At 60.8% G+C, this 19,141-nt stretch carries 16 protein-coding genes; 8 read left to right on the top strand and 8 right to left on the bottom strand.

The features are described 5' to 3' along the window. Positions 1 to 15: 15 nt before the first annotated feature. The 7 genes from PspCFBP13508_RS15640 (at position 16) to PspCFBP13508_RS15610 (ending at position 6,655) form a co-directional block, all read left to right on the top strand. A complete protein-coding gene (locus PspCFBP13508_RS15640; RefSeq protein WP_137215050.1) occupies positions 16 to 1,209 on the top strand; it encodes an SfnB family sulfur acquisition oxidoreductase in 1,194 nt (397 codons plus the stop codon). Next, positions 1,209 to 2,567: an LLM class flavin-dependent oxidoreductase gene (locus PspCFBP13508_RS15635; protein WP_137215049.1), complete on the top strand. Its 1,359-nt coding sequence runs from the start codon at positions 1,209 to 1,211 to the stop codon at positions 2,565 to 2,567. The genes PspCFBP13508_RS15640 and PspCFBP13508_RS15635 overlap by 1 nt, the downstream gene beginning before the upstream one ends. Positions 2,568 to 2,685: 118 nt before the next feature. Beyond that, positions 2,686 to 3,495 carry a MetQ/NlpA family ABC transporter substrate-binding protein gene (locus tag PspCFBP13508_RS15630; protein WP_016772206.1) on the top strand — a complete coding sequence of 270 codons (810 nt, stop codon included), beginning with the start codon at positions 2,686 to 2,688 and terminating at the stop codon, positions 3,493 to 3,495. A gap of 2 nt (positions 3,496 to 3,497) precedes the next feature. Then, positions 3,498 to 4,619: an ATP-binding cassette domain-containing protein gene (locus PspCFBP13508_RS15625; RefSeq protein ID WP_137215048.1), complete on the top strand. Its 1,122-nt coding sequence runs from the start codon at positions 3,498 to 3,500 to the stop codon at positions 4,617 to 4,619. Next, entirely contained in the window at positions 4,609 to 5,253 is a 645-nt protein-coding gene (locus tag PspCFBP13508_RS15620; protein WP_016772208.1) for a methionine ABC transporter permease, read from the top strand. The genes PspCFBP13508_RS15625 and PspCFBP13508_RS15620 overlap by 11 nt, the downstream gene beginning before the upstream one ends. A 313-nt stretch (positions 5,254 to 5,566) precedes the next feature. Continuing rightward, complete coding sequence (locus PspCFBP13508_RS15615) at positions 5,567 to 5,923, top strand: hypothetical protein (RefSeq protein ID WP_041477463.1); 357 nt, start codon at positions 5,567 to 5,569, stop codon at positions 5,921 to 5,923. A gap of 105 nt (positions 5,924 to 6,028) precedes the next feature. After that, complete coding sequence (locus tag PspCFBP13508_RS15610) at positions 6,029 to 6,655, top strand: class I SAM-dependent methyltransferase (protein ID WP_130912085.1); 627 nt, start codon at positions 6,029 to 6,031, stop codon at positions 6,653 to 6,655. 1 nt (position 6,656) lies between these two features. On the opposite strand, the gene PspCFBP13508_RS15605 is transcribed toward PspCFBP13508_RS15610, so the two are convergent. The 4 genes from PspCFBP13508_RS15605 to PspCFBP13508_RS15590 form a co-directional block, all read right to left on the bottom strand. Beyond that, positions 6,657 to 8,909, bottom strand: coding sequence for a glycoside hydrolase (locus PspCFBP13508_RS15605; RefSeq protein WP_137215047.1), 2,253 nt, complete (start codon positions 8,907 to 8,909; stop codon positions 6,657 to 6,659). An 88-nt stretch (positions 8,910 to 8,997) separates the two neighbouring features. Next, positions 8,998 to 12,060, bottom strand: a complete 3,063-nt coding sequence (locus tag PspCFBP13508_RS15600) for an efflux RND transporter permease subunit (protein WP_137215046.1) — start codon at positions 12,058 to 12,060, stop codon at positions 8,998 to 9,000. After that, positions 12,057 to 13,121: an efflux RND transporter periplasmic adaptor subunit gene (locus PspCFBP13508_RS15595; RefSeq protein WP_130912088.1), complete on the bottom strand. Its 1,065-nt coding sequence runs from the start codon at positions 13,119 to 13,121 to the stop codon at positions 12,057 to 12,059. Before PspCFBP13508_RS15595 ends, PspCFBP13508_RS15600 begins: the two co-directional genes overlap by 4 nt. Then, positions 13,118 to 14,221 carry an efflux RND transporter periplasmic adaptor subunit gene (locus PspCFBP13508_RS15590; protein WP_137215045.1) on the bottom strand — a complete coding sequence of 368 codons (1,104 nt, stop codon included), beginning with the start codon at positions 14,219 to 14,221 and terminating at the stop codon, positions 13,118 to 13,120. Before PspCFBP13508_RS15590 ends, PspCFBP13508_RS15595 begins: the two co-directional genes overlap by 4 nt. 194 nt (positions 14,222 to 14,415) lie before the next feature. Between PspCFBP13508_RS15590 and PspCFBP13508_RS15585 the strand changes: the two genes are divergently transcribed. Next, complete coding sequence (locus PspCFBP13508_RS15585) at positions 14,416 to 15,576, top strand: AAA family ATPase (RefSeq protein WP_137215044.1); 1,161 nt, start codon at positions 14,416 to 14,418, stop codon at positions 15,574 to 15,576. A gap of 111 nt (positions 15,577 to 15,687) precedes the next feature. Here PspCFBP13508_RS15585 and PspCFBP13508_RS15580 read toward each other — a convergent pair whose 3' ends face one another. From PspCFBP13508_RS15580 to PspCFBP13508_RS15565, 4 genes are read right to left on the bottom strand one after another with little or no spacing between them, the layout of a single operon-like run. Beyond that, on the bottom strand, positions 15,688 to 16,560 hold the full coding sequence (locus tag PspCFBP13508_RS15580) for a transporter substrate-binding domain-containing protein (protein WP_137215043.1): 873 nt from the start codon (positions 16,558 to 16,560) through the stop codon (positions 15,688 to 15,690). After that, positions 16,557 to 17,339: an amino acid ABC transporter ATP-binding protein gene (locus PspCFBP13508_RS15575; protein WP_137215042.1), complete on the bottom strand. Its 783-nt coding sequence runs from the start codon at positions 17,337 to 17,339 to the stop codon at positions 16,557 to 16,559. The genes PspCFBP13508_RS15580 and PspCFBP13508_RS15575 overlap by 4 nt, the downstream gene beginning before the upstream one ends. Continuing rightward, on the bottom strand, positions 17,336 to 17,995 hold the full coding sequence (locus PspCFBP13508_RS15570) for an amino acid ABC transporter permease (protein ID WP_137215041.1): 660 nt from the start codon (positions 17,993 to 17,995) through the stop codon (positions 17,336 to 17,338). The genes PspCFBP13508_RS15575 and PspCFBP13508_RS15570 overlap by 4 nt, the downstream gene beginning before the upstream one ends. Further along, positions 17,976 to 18,641 (bottom strand): amino acid ABC transporter permease, encoded by a 666-nt coding sequence (locus PspCFBP13508_RS15565; RefSeq protein WP_137215040.1) that lies wholly within the window; start codon positions 18,639 to 18,641, stop codon positions 17,976 to 17,978. The genes PspCFBP13508_RS15570 and PspCFBP13508_RS15565 overlap by 20 nt, the downstream gene beginning before the upstream one ends. Positions 18,642 to 19,141 lie beyond the last annotated feature (500 nt).

Here is a 19,141-nt window from a genome sequence, read left to right as displayed (position 1 = left end):
TCTGGAGAACCCCCTATGACGCTTTCCCATCACGTCGCGCTCATCACCAGCGATGAGCAAGCCCTGATCGTCGCCAGCGACCTGGCCGAAGATTTCAAACGCGACAGCGCCCTGCGCGACCGCGAACGCCGCCTGCCATTGGCCGAGCTGGAAGTGTTTTCCCGCTCCGGCCTGTGGGGCATCAGCGTGCCGAAAGAATATGGCGGCGCGGGCGTATCCAACGTCACCCTGGCCAAAGTCATCGCACTCATCGCTCAGGCCGACGGCTCGCTCGGGCAGATTCCGCAGAACCATTTCTACGCACTGGAAGTGCTGCGCGTGAATGGCAGCGATGAACAGAAACAGCGCCTGTACGCCGAGGTCCTCGCCGGCCAGCGCTTCGGCAATGCGCTGGCGGAACTGGGTACCAAAACCGCTCATGATCGTGTCACCAGTCTCAAACGCGACGGCGCTGGTTATCGCATCAACGGTCGCAAGTTCTACTCGACCGGGGCGATTTACGCGCAGCGCATTCCGACGTCGGTGGTCGATGAAAACGGCGTGCAACATCTGGCCTTCGTCCCGCGCGAGAGCAAGGGCCTGACGGTGATCGACGACTGGAGCGGCTTCGGCCAGCGCACCACCGGCAGCGGCTCGGTGGTGTTCGAAGATGTGTATGTAGCGGCCGAAGACGTGCTGCCGTTCCAGAGCGCTTTCGAACGCCCGACCACGGTCGGCCCGCTGGCGCAGATTCTCCACGCCGCCATCGACACCGGCATCGCCCGCGCCGCTTACGAAGACGCTTTGCACTTCGTGCGCAGCAAGACCCGTCCGTGGATCGATTCGGGCAACGACAAGGCTACCGACGATCCGCTGACGCTGAAGAGCTTCGGCCACTTGAGCATTCGTCTGCACGCCACCGAAGCCTTGCTCGAACGTGCCGGTGAATTCCTCGATGCCGCGCAAGCTGAAACCAATGCCGAAACTGTCGCCGCCGCGTCGATAGCAGTTGCCGAAGCGCGGGCGATCAGCACGGAAATTTCCCTCGCCGCTGGCAGCACGCTGTTCGAGCTCGCCGGCAGTCAGGCGACGCTGAGCGAACACGGCCTCGACCGGCACTGGCGCAACGCTCGCGTGCACACCCTGCACGACCCGGTGCGCTGGAAGTATCACGCCGTGGGCAATTACTACCTCAACGATGAAAACCCTCCGCTGCGAGGGACGATCTGATGAGCGCTGCGAAAAAGAAGATTCTGCTCAACGCGTTCAACATGAACTGCATCGGCCACATCAATCACGGCCTGTGGACCCATCCGCGCGACACCTCGACGCGCTACAACACGATCGAATACTGGACCGAACTGGCGCAGTTGCTTGAGCGCGGATTGTTCGATGGCTTGTTCATCGCTGACATCGTCGGCGTCTACGACGTCTACCAGAACTCGGTCGACGTCACGCTGAAAGAGTCGATCCAGTTGCCGGTCAACGATCCGCTGCTGCTGGTTTCAGCGATGGCAGCCGTCACCAGAAACCTCGGCTTTGGCCTGACCGCCAATCTCACTTACGAGCCGCCGTATCTGTTCGCCCGACGCATGTCGACGCTCGATCATCTGAGTCGCGGCCGCGTTGGCTGGAACATCGTCACCGGTTATCTGGACAGCGCCGCCAAAGCCATGGGTCTCAACGAGCAGGTCGAACATGACCGCCGCTACGACCAGGCCGAAGAATATCTGCAGGTCTTGTACAAGCTCTGGGAAGGCAGCTGGGAGAACGGCGCGGTGCTCAACGACCGCGAGCAGCGCATCTACGCCAACCCGGACAAAGTGCACAAGGTCGAGCACCAGGGCGAGTTCTATCAGGTCGAGGGTTATCACCTCTGCGAGCCGTCACCGCAGCGCACACCGGTGCTGTTTCAGGCCGGCAGCTCCGACCGCGGCTTGCTGTTTGCCGGGCGTCATGCCGAGTGCGTGTTCATCAGCGGCCAGAACAAACCATCGACCAAAGTGCAGGTCGACAAGGTCCGCGCCAGCGCCGTCGAAGCCGGGCGCGATCCTCGAGACATCAAGGTGTTCATGGGCCTCAATGTGATCGTTGGCGCGACTGAAGAAGCGGCGTGGGCCAAGCATGCCGAGTACCTCAGCTACGCCAGCGCCGAAGCCGGCGTGGCGCATTTTTCCGCGTCCACCGGCATCGACTTTGCCCAATACGAAATCGATGAGCCGATCCAGTACGTGAAGAGCAACGCCATTCAATCGGCAACAAAAAATCTGCAGAACAACGACTGGACCCGGCGCAAATTACTCGACCAGCACGCCCTTGGTGGTCGTTACATCACCGTGGTCGGTTCGCCCGAACAAGTGGCCGATGAACTGGAATCGTGGATCGCCGAAACCGGTCTGGACGGCTTCAACCTCACTCGCATCGTCACCCCGGAAAGCTATGCCGATTTCATCGAACTGGTGATTCCCGAGTTGCAGCGGCGCGGCTCGTACAAGACTGCGTATGACAGCGGCACCCTGCGTGAGAAGTTGTTTCACGGTGAGGCGCAGTTGCCTGAGCAACACAGCGGATCTTCGTACCGGCATTAAAAGCTTCGCGAGCAGGCTCGCTCCCACATTTGAAATGCGTGCCTCTGTGGGAGCGAGCCTGCTCGCGAAGAGGCCCTCCCCGGCACAACAAATTCATGCACTGACTGGAAAAACCACCATGACCAAAAAAAACCTGTCCCACCCAGTCAAAGCACTGGCCTTGGCCTTCGGCCTGTTCAGTTCGGCAATCTTCGCCGCCGACGCCCCGTTGAAAATCGGCACCACTGCCGCTTTCGCCATTCCGCTGGAAGCCGCCGTCGAGGAAGCTTCCAAACAAGGCCTGAAAGTCGAGCTGGTGGAATTCACCGACTGGATCGCGCCCAACGTCAGCCTCGCCGCTGGCGACATTGATGTGAATTATTTCCAGCACATTCCGTTTCTGGAGAATGCCAAAGCCGCGTCCGGTTTCGATCTGGTGCCGTTCGCACCCGGGATCATCAACAACGTCGGCCTGTATTCGAAGAAATACAAAAGCTTCGATGAGCTGCCCGAAGGCGCCAGCGTCGCCATCGCCAACGACCCGATCAACAGCGGACGGGGTTTGCAATTGCTCGCCAAGGCCGGGTTGATCACCCTGAAACCGGGCGTCGGTTACAAGGCCACCGAGGACGACATCGTCGCCAATCCGAAAAAGATCAGGATCCTTCAGGTCGAAGCCGTGCAGCTGGTGCGCGCCTATGACGACGCCGATCTGGTCCAGGGTTATCCAGCCTATATCCGCTTGGCGAAGACCTTCGATGCCGGCTCGGCGCTGCTGTTCGACGGTCTCGACCACAAGGAATACGTGATCCAGTTCGTCATCCAGCCGAAGAGCAAAACCGACCCGCGCCTGATCAAGTTCGTCGACATCTATCAGCATTCACCGGCCGTTCGCGCAGCACTGGACAAGGCCCACGGCAAGCTCTATCAGGCCGGCTGGGAAAGCTGAACATGACTGCGGCGATCCAACGGCGACTGGAGTTTCCAGAGCCACACCACGCTGAAAAAACCGAGCTGCACCCCGAGCTGAATCGCGCCCACGTACGCTTTATCGGCGTGGGCAAAACCTACGACGGCCGACAAGGTCCGGTCGCGGCTTTGCAGGGCATCGACCTGGCGATTCAGCGCGGCGAAGTGTTCGGCATCATCGGCCGCAGCGGCGCTGGCAAGTCGTCGCTGATCCGCACGATCAATCGCCTGGAGCAGCCAACGTCGGGGCGGGTGTTGATCGATCAGGTCGATATCGGCGAGTTCGATGAAAACCGCCTCGTCGCCCTGCGTCGGCGCATCGGCATGATCTTCCAGCACTTCAATCTGATGTCGGCCAAGACCGTCTGGCAGAACGTCGAGTTGCCGCTGAAAGTCGCCGGCGTGCCGAAGGAGCAGCGCGACAACAAGGTCCGCGAACTGCTTGAACTGGTCGGCCTGCAGAGCAAGCACAAGGCCTATCCGGCGCAACTCTCCGGTGGGCAGAAACAGCGTGTCGGCATTGCCCGCGCGCTGGTGCATGACCCGGAAATTCTGCTCTGCGATGAAGCGACATCGGCGCTCGACCCGGAAACCACGCAGTCGATCCTCGGCCTGTTGCGCGAGATCAACAAACGCCTGGGCCTGACCATTGTGCTGATCACTCATGAGATGGCGGTGATACGCGAGATTTGCGACCGCGTCGTCGTCCTCGAACATGGCCATGTGGTCGAGCAAGGGCCGGTGTGGCAAGTGTTCGGCAATCCGCAGCACGAGGTCAGCCAGACCTTGCTCGCACCACTGCAACACGCCTTGCCGGAAGAATTGCAAAGCCGTTTGCAGGCGCAATCCACGGCTTCTGATGCAGCGGTGGTGTTGCGTTTGCAGTTCACCGGCGGTGCCGCTGATGAACCGGATCTGGCTGCATTATTTGCGGCGTTGGGCGGCCGAGTGAAGCTGCTTCAGGGCGGCGTGGAACGGATTCAGGGTCATGCGCTGGGGCAGCTGTTGCTGGCCGTCAGCGGCTCGGCGTACAGCGCCGAGCAATTGCGCGAGCGCGCCGGGCAGTGGGCGCAACGAGTGGAGGTATTGGGCTATGTGGTTTGATCGCTTGCTGCAGGGTTTTATCGACACTTTTTTGATGGTCGGCGTGTCGTCGCTGATCGCGCTGCTGGCGGGGATTCCCATGGCGGTGATTCTGGTCACCAGTGACAAGGGCGGGATCTATGAGGCGCCGCTGTTGAACCGTGCGCTGGGCGCCTTCGTCAATCTGTTCCGCTCGATCCCGTTCCTGATTCTGATGGTCGCGCTGATTCCATTCACCCGCCTGATCGTCGGCACCACGTATGGCGTGTGGGCCGCTGTGGTGCCGCTGACAATCGCCGCAACGCCCTTCTTCGCGCGGATCGCCGAAGTCAGTCTGCGCGAGGTCGATCATGGTCTGATTGAAGCTGCGCAGGCCATGGGTTGCCGACGCTGGCACATCGTCTGGCATGTGCTGTTGCCCGAGGCGCTGCCGGGGATTGTCGGCGGTTTCACCATCACCCTGGTGACGATGATCAATTCGTCGGCCATGGCTGGGGCAATTGGTGCTGGTGGGCTGGGGGATATCGCTTACCGCTACGGTTATCAGCGCTTCGATAGCCAGATCATGTTGACGGTGATCGTCTTGCTGGTGGCGCTGGTGGCGGTGATTCAGTTGGGTGGCGACAGGCTGGCGCGGGGGCTCAATAAGCGCTAAGGTCGATAGCGGCAGGTGGCCATCAACCAGGCCAATGTGATCGCAGTATTTTGGGCGATGCCCTTCGTGAAAATCAGATGCTTCCTACACGAATTTTGTCTTTTCGCCAGCCCGAACCACGCGGGTTTGCAGGACGATTCCTAGAATAATTTACCCGCTTGTACCCGAAATATCCTGTAGCTAATCTCCGGTCGTCACTGTTTTGCGGTGACTGGATTCAGTTGTCCGGCCGGCAACTGATCCGCGTGCAGCCGCCGTCCTGCTCGTTTAGTCGCGAAATGGTTGGCTCCCACTTGAAGTCAGGAGTTTACCCATGGAAAAAAATCTTGCCGATCCGCCACTCAGCCTTACCTCAAGCAAGCGGTTCACCGAGGATTTGCTCAAGGATCGCTCTGCACTGTGCCGCGCCGTCGACTCACATCTGGCCGGCAATCAGGTCACGTTGGCGGGGCAGAAACGCGTCTACAGCATCAGCGAAGATGTGACGCTGGAGGACGCCCAACTGTATGTTGCCGATCTGCTGCGCTGCGCTTCGGTGACCGTCCATCAATGCGGTGACCAGCTCGGGGGCGCGGATCGGGCCATGGTGTTCTCGGTCTGGCATCTGCTGGAAATGGCCAAGGCGATGATGGACCGCTCGATCGATTGTCTGGGAGCGAAGCAGCACTGAAGCCTGGCACCCATCGCCGCCTGCACTGGCCCCAGCGCAGGCGGCGTTTTTTTGCCGGTGAAAAAGCTTATAGTCCGCCCTCACACCGCCAATACAGCATCGATCATGAAGCAAACGCCCAGCGACCTCGAACAGATCACCGCCACTACCCTCGGTCACTACAACTCGGTGGCCGAGGACTTTCGCGAAGGCACTCGCGACCACGATGTCAGCCAGAACATCGAGGCCTTGCTGCGCCACATTCAGTCTGAGTCGCCGTTGACGATTCTCGATTTCGGCTGCGGTCCGGGCCGAGATCTGCAGACCTTTACACGTATGGGCCACGTCGCGATCGGCCTCGATGGCTCGCAGGAATTCGCGCGCATGGCCCGCCAGGACAGCGGTTGCGAAGTCTGGCAGCAGGACTTTCTCAAGCTTGATCTACCCGCCGAGCGCTTCGACGGCATCTTCGCCAATGCCGTGCTGTTTCATGTGCCGTTGCAGGTGTTGCCGCAAGTGCTACGGCAACTGCACGGCACCTTGAAACCGGGTGGCGTGCTGTTCAGTTCCAATCCGCGTGGCGACAACCAAGAGGGCTGGAACGGGCCGCGCTACGGCTCGTATCACGATCTCGAAGCCTGGCGCGGGTTGCTGACGGCGGCGGGGTTCGTCGAGCTGGAGCATTACTACCGGCCCGCGGGCTTACCGCGTGAACAGCAGCCTTGGCTGGCGAGCGTGTGGCGCAAAGTCTGAGTCAGGGCGCTGCCTGTACCTGATATTGGCTGACGCTGCCGTCCGCGAACAATGCAGTCAGGGTGTGTCCCGGTAACGTCCGGCCCTGCCAATTGCGTGGAGCGGCGTCGAAATTGGCCAGCAGTCGCGTGCCGTCGGCAAACGTCGTCTGCTGTACCAGGCGGTCCTCGCTCAACCAGTCAAAAGCGGTCAGCGCTTGCGTCGCCAGACGTTCGTGCAGCGGACGAAAGAATCGATCCTGACGCACGATCAACGGCAAGCGCTGATCAAGGCTGGCCGCACTCAGGTGGTACAGCGGCGGTACGTTGTAGAGCAACTGGGTGAGCTCGTTTTCCACCCGCACGTCGCTCAACTTCAGGTTATCGAACAACCAGTGATGACTGGTGATGACAGAGCCGTGGAATACCGTCTGATACAGCGGTAAACGGCTGGCGGCGGCGAAATGAACGCGTCGGTAGTCAGCCTTCAACCGGGTCGGTTTGAAGAACACCGCTGGCTGCTCCGGTGGGTACCATTGGCCGACGAAAAAGTCCGCTGTGCCCGGCTGCTGCATGTCGCGATCGCCCCAACCGATCACTGGCGTCTGCATGCCATGTGCGAACAGAACTCCCCGAGCGGTGGCGGCATTGCCATCCTCGGAGCCGCTCGGCAGCTGCAACACCTCGTTGATCCAGCGCGATGCTGCAACATTGCCCGCGGCATTCTGCGCCTGGGTCATCGGTGCGCCGGGACGATAACTGTCGAAGAGCATCCCAGCGGCATAGGCATCGAGAAACCAGCTGTTAAAGCCGGCAACCTTCTGGATTGCATCGATGCGCCGCTCAAGCAACGGGCGTACACATCGCGGATCGGTATAGTGGCCGGACTGCTGAAATCCACTTTTCAGCGCACCGTTTTCCTCCACGATCGCGCACTCGGTATTGGCCCGATCACCGAGGTGCGCAGTGGTCCAGTCCGGATTTTCATCCCGGCGCAGCGCGGTTTCGTAGGAGTCATAGGGGGCAATCAGATACCCCGCAGAGACGGCGGCGCGCACCGCCTCGGGATGCCAGAGTCCACCTTCCCAGCCCTCGCCGAGCCCAAGCCATAAACGCGAAAGTCCAGCGCTCTGCAAGCGTTCAATGGTTCGCCGCGACAAGGTACGCCCCCAGCGCGAAGGATCAGGCGCCAGCGTACCCTTCAGAACAACGGCCAGCTGCTCGCGCACCTCAGCGTACCCGTTGACCAGCGCCTGCATGTCCGGCACCGCCCGCGCCTGCCAGGTTTTGCGCGCCTGAGTGTTCAGCGCGCGATTGAGACTGCGCAGCATCACAGTCTGTTGATAGCGATTGAGTACGGTCTCGCTGGCGAGCAACCGCAGCGCTTCAGGATCCATCGCCGCCCGAAGTTCACTGACCAGCACACCCGGGCCGCGCAATCGGGCAATCAGCAGCGGCCAGTTGCGCACATCGTCGGGGCCGAGCAGATCGTTGCCCCACAGATAGACATGCGCGGCACCGATCAGCTTGGCGGCTTGCGGGGTCTTGATCAGCTTGTTCGCCAAGCTTTCAAATTGATCGCTATCGATGAGCCACTGCTTGTAGCGCTTGGCCCCGGCCAACGGATCGGCAGCGCCGAGAAACAGGCTGAAGGTCAGCGGCTTCGAGGGTTCAAGCGTAGTGAAACGGTGCCTGGCCGACAGCCCCAGCGCATCGCCATTGGCCTTGAAGCGCAGTTGATTGTTGTAAGGGTTGGTCAGCAACCAGTGCAGGCTGAACTTCTCGTACTCCATCCCCCAAAGCGGCAGGCTCAAGTCCTGGGTGGTATCGAGCGCGCCCTGCGCGACCAGGAATTTTTGCCACGCCCGGTCACCGCGCGGCACGTAGCGCCCTTCGGCAAGCGGCCAGATCAGCGCCTGGCCCATTGCACTGGCGGGCTGATGAATAAACTCGATTTGCGAGGGCGAGTTAGCCGTAATCGAAAACGTCAGGTCACGCTGGTCCAGGTCAACACTGAGCAACCAGCGCCCATCGTCCCATTGCCAATCAATGCGATTGCCATGCCTGACCATGTCGCTGACCTTGTGCCGCAGCACGCCTGCCGAAGCTTGCACTGGTGGCGCGCCGGCCGATTCAACCCGCACCGCCAGCGTCGCAGGATCGACCTGCACCCGCCACAGCTGGTTTTCCAGCAGCACTTCGGCCAGCACTGCCGGCGACAGGCTCACGCCAGCGAGCAGCAACCATCCGCGCAACCAGCCGGAAACAGTCGACATGGCACGTCCCTCCTCGAATGAAGAAGGGACGTTAGCGCAGTCCTCTTACGCTGTAAGTCAGACCTTTCCCAAATATCGCAGGGCGATCTCACTGCGCCGGTTTTTCATCCTTCTGCGGTTCGCGGATCTTGTACCAGGCGACATACAGCGCCGGCAGAAACAACAGCGTCAGCAGCGTCGCCACGACGATGCCGCCAATCATCGCGTAGGCCATCGGCCCCCAGAACACTTCGCGGGCAATCGGGATCATGCCCATGCTCGCTGCCGCTGCGGTCAGCAGGATCGGCCGGCGCCGGTGTTCGGTTGCTTCCACGACCGCGTCCCACGGCGCATAGCCTTTCTGCTCGAACTCATCGATCTGCGTTACCAGAATCACCGAGTTGCGGATGATGATGCCGATCAGCGCGAGAATCCCCAGGATCGCCACGAAACCCATCGGCGTGCCGGTCGGCACCAGTGCCAGCACCACGCCGATCAACCCCAGCGGCGCAACACTGGCGACCAGGAACATCTTCTGCACGCTGTGCAATTGAATCATCAGGAACGTCGCCATGAGGAACAGCATCAGCGGCAGCACCTTGGCAATCGGCCCCTGGGCCTTGCCGCTTTCCTCAACCGTACCGCCGGTAGCGACCTTGTAGCCGACCGGCAGTTTCGAGGCAAAAGCATCGATCGACGGCTTGAGCAGTTTCACCAGATCGGTCGGCTGGATTTCGTCGCGCACCGAGGCCTTGATGGTGATGGTCGGCAAGCGGTCACGACGCCACACCAGCGGCTGTTCCAGTTCATAACGCACGGTGGCGAACGCCAGCAGCGGAATCGAGGTGCCGCTCGGCGTGACGATCTGCAGGTTCTGCAGGGTTTCCGGCGTGCCGCGTTCGGAATCCACCGCGCGACCGACCACGTTGATCAGATAGATATCGTCATCGACCTGGGTCAACGGCGAGCCACTGACGATGCTGTTCATCAGGTTGGCGACGTCTTCGGACGACAGCCCGAGTTGCCGCGCCTTGTCCTGGGCGATGTCGATGCGCAGGACTTTGCCCGGCTCGTTCCAGTCGTAAATGATTTCGCCGATGTGCGGGTTCTTGTCCAGTTCGGTGGCCAGGTCGATGGCGTGTTTGCGCACCTGATCGACATCTTTGCCGCTGACTCGATACTGAATCGGACGCCCCACCGGCGGGCCCATTTCCAGGGCCTGCACGTAGCTGCCGATGCCGACGAAGTCTTTGTGCAGGCGCTCACGCAGGCGCTGACTCAACGCCTCGCGGGCTTCGAAATCCTTGCTGACGATCACCAGCTGCGCGTAGTACGGGTTCTGCAATTGCTGATCCAGCGGCAGGTAGAAACGGATCGCCCCCTGGCCGATGTAAGTGCTCCAGCGCACGATGTCCGGGTCGCCTTTGAGCGTCGCTTCGAGCTTGTCCACCGCTTTGCGGGTTTCGTCGATCGAGGCGTTTTGCGGCAGGTTCAGGTCGACGAGGATTTCCGGGCGATCCGAAGCGGGGAAGAACTGGTTCTGCACGAAACGCATGCAGAACACCGCCAGCACGAACAGCAGCACGGTGATGCCGATCGCCCACCAGCGGTTGCGCATGGCCCACAACAGGCCGCCGTTGAAGGCGCGACCGATGCGCCCCGGCTCGGCATCATGCGCCTTCACGTTGGCGCTGAGGATGTGCACGCCGATCACCGGTGCAAAGAACACTGCGACTACCCACGAGACGATCATCGCCACGGCGATCACCGCAAACAGCGTGTAGGTGTACTCACCGGCCGAACTGGCATTGAGACCGATGGGCACGAAACCGGCGACGGTCACCAGCGTACCGGTGAGCATCGGGAATGCGGTCGAGGTGTAGGCGAACGTCGCCGCCTGCTCCTTGCTCTCGCCCATCTCCAGGCGCGTGACCATCATCTCCACCGTGATCATCGCGTCGTCCACCAGCAGACCGAGGGCGATGATCAGCGCGCCGAGGGAAATCCGCTGCATGGTGATGCCGCTGTATTCCATGAACACAAAAACCATCGCCAGCACCAGCGGAATCGAGCAGGCCACCACCAGACCGGCGCGCACGCCGAGGCTGATGAAGCTCACCACCAGCACGATGATGACCGCTTCGAACAGCGCGCTGGTGAAACCGCCAACGGCCTCTTCCACCACCACCGCCTGATCGGACACCGTGTGCACGCCGACGCCGACAGGCAAGTCAGCGGTGAGCTGGTCGATGCGCTCGTGCAGCGCCTTACCGAATTCCTGAACGTTGCCGCCCTTCTGCATGGCAATCGCCAGGCCGATCGCCGGTTTGCCGTCGAAGCGGAATTCCGGTGTCGCCGGATCGACGTAGCCACGGCTGATCTCGGCGATGTCCGCCAGACGATAGAAGCGATCGTTGAGCTTGAGATTGACCTCGGCGAGGTCTTTTTCCGAAGCGAACTGGCCCGAGGTGCGCACGGAAATCCGCTCAGGTCCCGCCTCGATCACGCCGGCCGGAGTCACGGCGTTCTGCGATTGCAGGCTCTGCACCACCTGGCGCTGGTCGATACCCAGCGCTGCGAGTTTGCGCGTGGAGAAATTCAGGTAAATCGTTTCGTCCTGCTGGCCGATCATTTCGATCTTGCCCAGCCCCGGCACGTTGCGGATTTCTGCGCGCGCCTGTTCCACGTAATCGCGCAACTGACGCATGGTCAGGCCGTCGGCGGTGAAGGCGTAGACCGAGCCGTACACGTCACCGAACTCATCGTTGAACCCCGGCCCCTGAATGCCCTGGGGAAACTGGCCGCGAATATCGTCGATCTTCTTGCGCACCTGGTACCAGATTTCCGGGATGTCCTTGGCACTGGTGGTGTCGCGCAGGTACACGTACACCGTCGATTCGCCGGGGCGTGTGTAGCTTTTCACGTAGTCGAGGGAATCGAGCTCTTCGAGTTTCTTCTCGATGCGGTCGGTGACCTGCTTGAGGGTTTCTTCCTGGGTCGCGCCCGGCCATTTGGTCTGGATCACCATGGTCTTGATGGTGAACGACGGGTCTTCTTCGCGGCCGAGATTGAAGTACGAAAACACCCCCATCAGCAGCCCGACGAACATCAGGTACCACACGAAAGACTGGTGCTTGAGGGCCCATTCGGAGAGGTTGAAAGAGCCTTTCATTGACTGTCCTCGTCAAGTTTTACCGATTGTCCGGGTTTGAGACTGTTGACGCCGGCGCTGACCACGCGCTCGCCGTTTTGCACGCCACCGGCCAGCACCACGCTGTGGTCGCCACGGCTGACCACACTGACGTCGCGCGGGTTGACGGTTTTGTTTTGCGTGTCGATCACCCAGATTCGGGGTTTGCCATCGACTTCCTGCAACGCCGTCAGCGGCAGTTCGATGCGCGGCTTGATCGCCGAGCTGAGGGTCACGCTGATCGCGGTGCCGAGGCGGAAACCGTCCGGCGTATCCGACAGGGTCAGGCGCGCGCGGCGGGTGCGCGTGGCGCTTTGTGCCTGGGGTTCGATCTCGCGGATGATCGCCGTGGTGTTGATGCTCGGATCGAGTTGCGCAGCCACCGAGAACACCACGTCGCTGGGCAACTGATCGACCAGGGTATCGGGCAGATCGATCACCGCTTCCTTGATGTCCGGTTGCGCCAGCGTCACCACTTGTTGCCCGGCGGTTACCACTTGCCCGGCTTCGGCGTTCCACGCGGTGACCACGGCTTTGTGATCGGAGCGCAGCTCGGTGTAGCTCAGTTGATCCTTGCTCTGGCTGACCGCCGCGCGCGCCTGATCGAGCGAGGCCTGAGTGGTTTTCAGATCGGTGTTGGCGACGTCCAGTTGCGCCTGCGCACCGACGCCGCGATCGAACAGCGCTTGCTGACGGCGCGCGTTGGCCTGGGCGTTGATCAGTTGCGCCTGGATCCTCGCCAGATCGCCCTGGGCCGAACGTAACTGGTTCTGCTGGTCGGATGGGTCGAGAGTGGCGAGCAAGGTGCCCTTCTGCACCTCGGCGCCGACATCGACGTTACGGCTGGCGATGCGTCCGCCGACGCGGAAACCGGTGTTGCTCTCGTAGCGCGCCTGAATGCTCCCGGCAAAGCGTCCGAGGCTTTCTTCGTTGAGCGCTTTGACCGTGACCGAAAGCACCGGGCGTACCGGTTCCGGCGGCGTTTCCTTTTCCGAGCAGGCGCCCAGCAGCAGCGCCATGCACAACAGGCCGAGACGCTTCATGGCTGCGCTCCGGGTTGCAGATCCTTGTAGGTGTTTTCGGCAATCTCGACTTTCATGCCTGGGTGCAGCAACTGGCCGCCGGCGACAATGACTTTCTCGCCGCCCTTGAGGCCTTCGCTGATGATCACTTTGCCGGTCAGGTAACGGCCGACCGTGACCGTATGCAACTGCGCTTCGCCTTTGTCATCGACCAGCCACACCGCCGGGTCGCTGATGTTTTTTGTCAGCGCCGACCAAGGCAGTTCCACCGCCGATTTACCGGTGCCTTTGGCGGTGGCACTCACTACCGAACCGAGCTGCATGCCCGGCGGCAGTTTGTCGAGGCTGACCTTGACCTGCACGGTGCCCGATTGCGCCGACACTGAGGGGGTGATTTCACGCACGGTGCCGGTGGTTTTGATCTCGGGGTTGTCGAGCAGGCTGACCACGATCGAGCGATCGGACGGCCGCTCGGCCAGCAGCGATTCGTAGACATTGAATACCGCGTCGCGGTCGCCATCGCGGGCAAGGCTGAAAATCGGCGCGGTGGCCTGCACCACTTGGCCGACTTCGGCCTGGCGCTCGGTGATTACCCCGGGTGCATCGGCGATCAGCGAGGTGTAACTGAGCTGGTCCCTGGCGTTGGCCAACTGCGCCTGCGCCGCGCTCAATGCGCTCTGGCTGCTGCGCAGCGCCGCTTGTGCCGAATCGTATTCGCTCTGGCTGGTGTAGCCCTTGGGCAGGAGTTTTTGCTGACGCACAAAAGCGGCCGCCGCTTGCTTCACGCGGGCCTGTTCGGCGACAACTTGGGCTTGAGCGGAATCGACGTTGGTCTGCAGATCTTTCGGATCGAGTTTGGCCAGCACCTGTTTGGCGGTGACGCGGTCGCCGACATCGACCATGCGCTGGATGATCTTGCCGCCGACGCGGAATGAAAGCTGCGTCTGCACCCGCGCCTGCACGTCACCGGTGAGGGTCACCGCGGCGGCGTAGTTGGCCGGTTCGACCTCTTGCACAAAGACCCGTGGCAAATATTCCTGAGCAGGTTTCTTGTCGCCGCAAGCGCTGAGCAAAGTGAACAGACTCAGCATGACTGCTGTTTTCATTCCGGGACTTGCCATGCAGACTCCTTCCTGTGTACGAACGTGCAAGTGACGATACGACTGTGAGCTTAGAACAGGGTTCAACGTTCGCCTGAGCGATCACAACATTTCCGTGCAGGAGCTGCCGAAGGCTGCGATCTTTGCTTTTTCAAGATCAAAAGATCGCAGCCTTCGGCAGCTCCTACAAGGGCCGCCCGAAGAGAAGGAATTCCATGCTTTATACCTTGGCCGTGGCCAATTACCGCTCGATCAACAAACTGGTGATTCCGCTCGGGCGTCTGAACCTGATCACCGGGCCGAACGGCAGCGGCAAGTCGAATCTCTATCGCGCGTTGCGCCTGCTGGCGGAAACCGCCCAGGGCGGCGTGGTCAACGCGCTGGCGCGTGAAGGCGGGCTGGACTCGACGTTCTGGGCCGGACCGGAAACCATCAGTCGACGCATGCGCAACGGTGAGGTGGCGATCAAGCCGACTGTGCGCCACAGCGTGAAAAGGTTGCGCCTGGGATTCGCCGGCGAGGATTTCAGCTACGCCATCGGCCTGGGCCTGCCGGAGCCGAGCACTTCATGCTTTTCCCTCGACCCGGAAATCAAGCGCGAGTGCATCTGGGCCGGCCCGGTGTTTCGCCCGGCGAGCCTGCTGGTTGACCGCAACGGCCCGATGATCCGCGCCCGCGAAGGTCGCGCCTGGGATGTACTGGCGCAACACACGCCGAATTTCGACAGCCTGTTCGATCAGGTCGGCAATCTGCGCAGCTCGCCGGAAGTGTTCCAGATGCGCGAATTCATCCGGCGCTGGCGCTTTTATGATCACTTTCGCAGCGATGCCGACGCGCCGGTGCGTCAGCCGCAACTGGGCACGCGCACGCCCGTGCTGCATCACGACGGTCGCGATCTGGCGGCAGCCTTGCAGACAATCATCGAGATTGGCGATCCGCAGGCGTTAACAGCGGCGATCAGCGATGCCTTTCCCGGTGCGCGGCTGAACATCGCGCCGTTGGCCGGTGGACGCTTCGCTATCGAGTTTCATCAGGAAGGCTTGTTGCGGCCATTGTCAGCGGCGGAGCTGTCGGACGGCACCTTGCGTTATCTGCTGCTGGTTGCGGCGTTGCTGACCCCGCGACCGCCAACGCTGATGGTGCTCAACGAACCGGAAACCAGCCTGCATCCGGACTTGCTGCCGGCGCTGGCACGGCTGATCATTCGCGCTTCGGAGCAGTGTCAGGTGTGGGTGGTGTCACATGCACGGCGGCTGATCTCGGCGTTGCAGGAAGATCCCGAGTGCAATTGCATCGTGCTGGAGAAAACGCTGGGGCAGACCGGGATTGTCGGGCAGCGGGTGCTGGATGAGCCGGCGTGGCATTGGCCGGATTGAGCGGTGACTGAAAAATTCGCGAGCAGGCTCGCTCCCACAATCGTACGCGGTCGAATGTGGGAGCGAGCCTGCTCGCGAAAGCGATTCAAGCGTCACCGCTGAATCAAGGCACTAGCCCTGCCACTTGCCCCCTTCAACAATCACACTCTCAGGCCGGGTCTCATCGCTCAGTTCTTTGCGCACATATTGGTCATACAGCTTGAGCAGGTATTTCTCCTCGCCCAATTTGGCCAGCTCGGTATTCACCCAGTCACGCAACTCGAGGTTGCCCTTCTTCACGGCTGGCGCAATCGGCGCCTCGGCTCCGAGCTTTTCTTCGAGCACGCGATAGCCCGGGTTCTGCTTGGCCCAGCTGAACAGCACCAGATTGTCCTGCGCATAGGCATCGCCACGGCCATTGGCCAAGGCTTGCAGCGATTCGGAGTTCTTCTCGAACTTGAGCAGTTTCCAGTCCGGGTGGTTCTTGGTCAGCCAGATATCCGCGGTGGTGCCGGTGGTGACAATCGTGGTGCGCGTCGCCAGGTCATCAAGTTTCTTCACCGAACTGCCCTGCGGCACCAGCGCCTGCACGGCCACCTTGAGGTTCGGGTTGGTGAATTCCACGGCTTCCTTGCGCTCCGGGGTGACGGTCATGTTGGCGAGGATCAGGTCGACCTTGTCGCTCTGCAGAAACGGAATGCGGCTCGCTGGTTCGACGGCGACGAACTCGACCTTGTTTTCATCGCCGAGCAGATCTTTGGCGAAGCGCCGACCGATGTCGGTGTCGAAACCGACGTAGCGTCCGGCCTCATCGACGAAGCCGAACGGCGGTTTGTCGGTAAATACACCGACAATCAGTTTGTCGCGGGCCTTGATCTTGTCCAGATAACCGGCCGGCGCGGCGCTTTCGCTGGCGACTTTCGGCTTTGGTGGCTCTTCGGTCTTACCGCAACCGGCAAGCAAGGCGAGGCTGAGCAGGGGCAGTAACAAAGCGGCAGTTTTCATAGCAGTTCCAGTTCCTTTTTCGGATTCGATTCTGGCGATGTGGCAACGAAGGAGAACTTCTCCAGAAACTGCTGCGCGCGTGCGGTTTGCGGGTTCGTAAAGAAAATCTCGGGTGGGGACTGTTCAAGGATGCGCCCGGCATCCATGAACACGATGCGGTCGGCCACCGCCCGGGCGAAGGCCATTTCGTGGGTGACGATCAACAGGGTCATGCCTTCGCGGGCCAGGCCTTGAATGACTTGCAGCACTTCCTTGACCATTTCCGGGTCGAGGGCAGCGGTGACTTCGTCGAAGAGCATGACCCGAGGATTCATGCACAGCGATCGGACAATGGCGATGCGCTGCTGCTGGCCGCCCGAGAGCTGACGCGGGAAAGCATCGCGCTTGTCCAGCAGGCCGACACGCTCAAGCAAGGCTTCGGCCTGCTGTTGCGCTTCGCGGCGCTGACGCTTCTGCACCTTGAGCGGGCCGAGCAGCAGATTGTCCAGGACGCTCATGTGCGGGAACAGGTGATAGCTCTGGAAGACCATGCCGATCTGCTGACGGATTTCGCGCCAGTCGGTCGCCTTGTCCAGCAGTTCGCGGCCAAGAAATTTCAGACTGCCGCTGTGCGCCTCTTCCAGGCCATTGAGGCAACGCAGCAGAGTGCTTTTGCCGCAACCGCTGGGTCCGAGAATGACCACCACTTCGCCGCTCTGCACTTGCAGATCGATGCCATTGAGCACCTGCTGCGCGGCATAGAATTTATTGAAACCGTGAAACTCGATCAGTGCGCTCATGCTTGCGTCCAGCGCCGCTCCAGCACGCGCGAGGCGGCCGACAACGGGTAGCAGATGAAAAAGAAAAACAGGAACAGCGCACCGTAGATCAGTACCGATTCGTAGGTGCGCTCGATGATCTGCTGGCCGACCTTGATCACATCGACGACGCCGATCAGCACCGCCAGGGAACTGGTCTTGATGATCCGCGTATAGACGTTGATGGTCGGCGGCGTCATGCGCTTGAGCGCTTGCGGCAGCAGCACGTAGCCATAGAGCTGCGCGGCGTTCAGGCCAATCGACAGCCCAGCTTCGCGCTGCCCGCGCGGCAACGAATGCAGCGCACCGCGCACCACTTCGCCAACCTCGCTGGCGCCCCACAGCGACAGCACCAGCACCGCGCACCAGAAGCTCGGCAGGCTCAGGCCGAAGAAAATCGGCAAACCGAAGAACAGCAGATACAACCACACCAGCACCGGAATCGCCCGGAACAGCTCCAGATAGATGCGCAGAATCGCGTTCAGCCACGTTACGTTCAACGTGCGCAGAACACCGTAGAGCACACCGCCGACGGTGCTGATGGCGATGCTCAGAAACGAGATCGAGAGGGTCTGCCCGGCGCCTTTAGCCAGTTGCGGCAACGATATCCACAGCAACTCAAGACCCGAACTGGCCATGCTGGAGCCTCCTTTCCAGACGGCCGAGCAACAGCGACAGCGGCAAGAACAGCAGCACGCAGATCAGCGTCAGCACGGCGAGCATTTCGTAGGTTTTGTAATAGAGCGCGATGTAGCTTTTGGTGGTGTAGAGGATTTCCGGCACCGCTACCGCCGAGACCACGGTGGTTTCCTTCAACAGGAAAATGAAATTGGCGAACAGCGAAGGCAGGCTGAGAATCCCCGCCTGCGGCAGGATCACGTAACGCAGTAATTGCCCGTGAGACAGGCCAATTGACCGCCCGGATTCCAGTTGTGCCTGGGGCACCGCATCGACGCCGGCGCGCAGCACTTCGGTGAGATAGGCGCCGCCAAGGAAAGTCATGGTGATGATTGCCGCAGTGAAACCGGAAACCTGGATCCCCACTGCCGGCAACGCGAAGTAGACGAAGAACAGTTGAATCAGCAACGGCGTGTTGCGCGCCAGCTCTACGTAGAGGCCGACCATTTTCTGCAGGTATGGCGTGCGAAACACCAGAATCGTCGCGTTGAGCAGCGCGACCAGCAGCGAAGTGGCGATCGCAATCAAACCGACCTGCAGAGTCACGCCGACGGCTTTGAGAAAAGCCGGCAGAGTGCTGAGGATAAAGGCGTAGTCGAAAGTCATGAAGCGTCCTGACGCTGCTTGGTAAGCGGCGATGATGCAATCCGTGGACGGCGGATGGCCGTCCGGCAGGCACTGACTTTATAGGTATAAAAACAAGAATTTAAATACCGTTAAAGCATATTGATATCACCCAAAAAACTATCCTGTGGGTTTGCCGGGAAGGAATAAGACGGCTATTTTTCTTTGCGCTGTAGGACGGATCTTTTTTTCACGAAAGACCTCCAAGGAACCACAGCTTTTGGCCAGACTCTCCGGCCCATTCACCACAAGGAAGAAAGACATGGACGTAAAAGTACCGCAGCGGCTGGATCCGCAGGACATTGTGAAATTGCTGGTGGCGTTGAGACGGGCGTTGAAGACCACAGCGTAAATCAAAAGCCCCTCACCCCAGCCCTCTCCCGGAGGGAGAGGGGGCCGACCGAGGTGTCTCGCGTTGTACATCGACCTGGAAGATCTTGGCGATTATGGCTTGGCTGGGCTTCAGCGATGCTGGATTCAGA

Origin of the sequence: Pseudomonas sp. CFBP13508, from assembly GCF_005233515.1 — a bacterium.
Lineage (GTDB): Bacteria > Pseudomonadota > Gammaproteobacteria > Pseudomonadales > Pseudomonadaceae > Aquipseudomonas > Aquipseudomonas mercuritolerans.
The sequence above is the reverse complement of the archived record's forward strand: the minus strand, read 5'-3'. Positions and strand labels throughout refer to the sequence as shown.

Excerpts from the sequence above, each read along its gene's own strand:
- PspCFBP13508_RS15595 (WP_130912088.1), bottom strand. The coding sequence starts at position 13,121 with ATGAAGCGTCTCGGCCTGTTGTGCATGGCGCTGCTGCTGGGCGCCTGC.
- PspCFBP13508_RS15570 (WP_137215041.1), bottom strand. The coding sequence starts at position 17,995 with ATGGCCAGTTCGGGTCTTGAGTTGCTGTGGATATCGTTGCCGCAACTG.
- PspCFBP13508_RS15620 (WP_016772208.1), top strand. The coding sequence starts at position 4,609 with ATGTGGTTTGATCGCTTGCTGCAGGGTTTTATCGACACTTTTTTGATG.
- PspCFBP13508_RS15585 (WP_137215044.1), top strand. The coding sequence starts at position 14,416 with ATGCTTTATACCTTGGCCGTGGCCAATTACCGCTCGATCAACAAACTG.
- PspCFBP13508_RS15625 (WP_137215048.1), top strand. The coding sequence starts at position 3,498 with ATGACTGCGGCGATCCAACGGCGACTGGAGTTTCCAGAGCCACACCAC.
- PspCFBP13508_RS15590 (WP_137215045.1), bottom strand. The coding sequence starts at position 14,221 with ATGGCAAGTCCCGGAATGAAAACAGCAGTCATGCTGAGTCTGTTCACT.
- PspCFBP13508_RS15580 (WP_137215043.1), bottom strand. The coding sequence starts at position 16,560 with ATGAAAACTGCCGCTTTGTTACTGCCCCTGCTCAGCCTCGCCTTGCTT.
- PspCFBP13508_RS15615 (WP_041477463.1), top strand. The coding sequence starts at position 5,567 with ATGGAAAAAAATCTTGCCGATCCGCCACTCAGCCTTACCTCAAGCAAG.
- PspCFBP13508_RS15600 (WP_137215046.1), bottom strand. The coding sequence starts at position 12,060 with ATGAAAGGCTCTTTCAACCTCTCCGAATGGGCCCTCAAGCACCAGTCT.
- PspCFBP13508_RS15575 (WP_137215042.1), bottom strand. The coding sequence starts at position 17,339 with ATGAGCGCACTGATCGAGTTTCACGGTTTCAATAAATTCTATGCCGCG.
- PspCFBP13508_RS15640 (WP_137215050.1), top strand. The coding sequence starts at position 16 with ATGACGCTTTCCCATCACGTCGCGCTCATCACCAGCGATGAGCAAGCC.
- PspCFBP13508_RS15565 (WP_137215040.1), bottom strand. The coding sequence starts at position 18,641 with ATGACTTTCGACTACGCCTTTATCCTCAGCACTCTGCCGGCTTTTCTC.
- PspCFBP13508_RS15635 (WP_137215049.1), top strand. The coding sequence starts at position 1,209 with ATGAGCGCTGCGAAAAAGAAGATTCTGCTCAACGCGTTCAACATGAAC.
- PspCFBP13508_RS15630 (WP_016772206.1), top strand. The coding sequence starts at position 2,686 with ATGACCAAAAAAAACCTGTCCCACCCAGTCAAAGCACTGGCCTTGGCC.
- PspCFBP13508_RS15605 (WP_137215047.1), bottom strand. The coding sequence starts at position 8,909 with ATGTCGACTGTTTCCGGCTGGTTGCGCGGATGGTTGCTGCTCGCTGGC.
- PspCFBP13508_RS15610 (WP_130912085.1), top strand. The coding sequence starts at position 6,029 with ATGAAGCAAACGCCCAGCGACCTCGAACAGATCACCGCCACTACCCTC.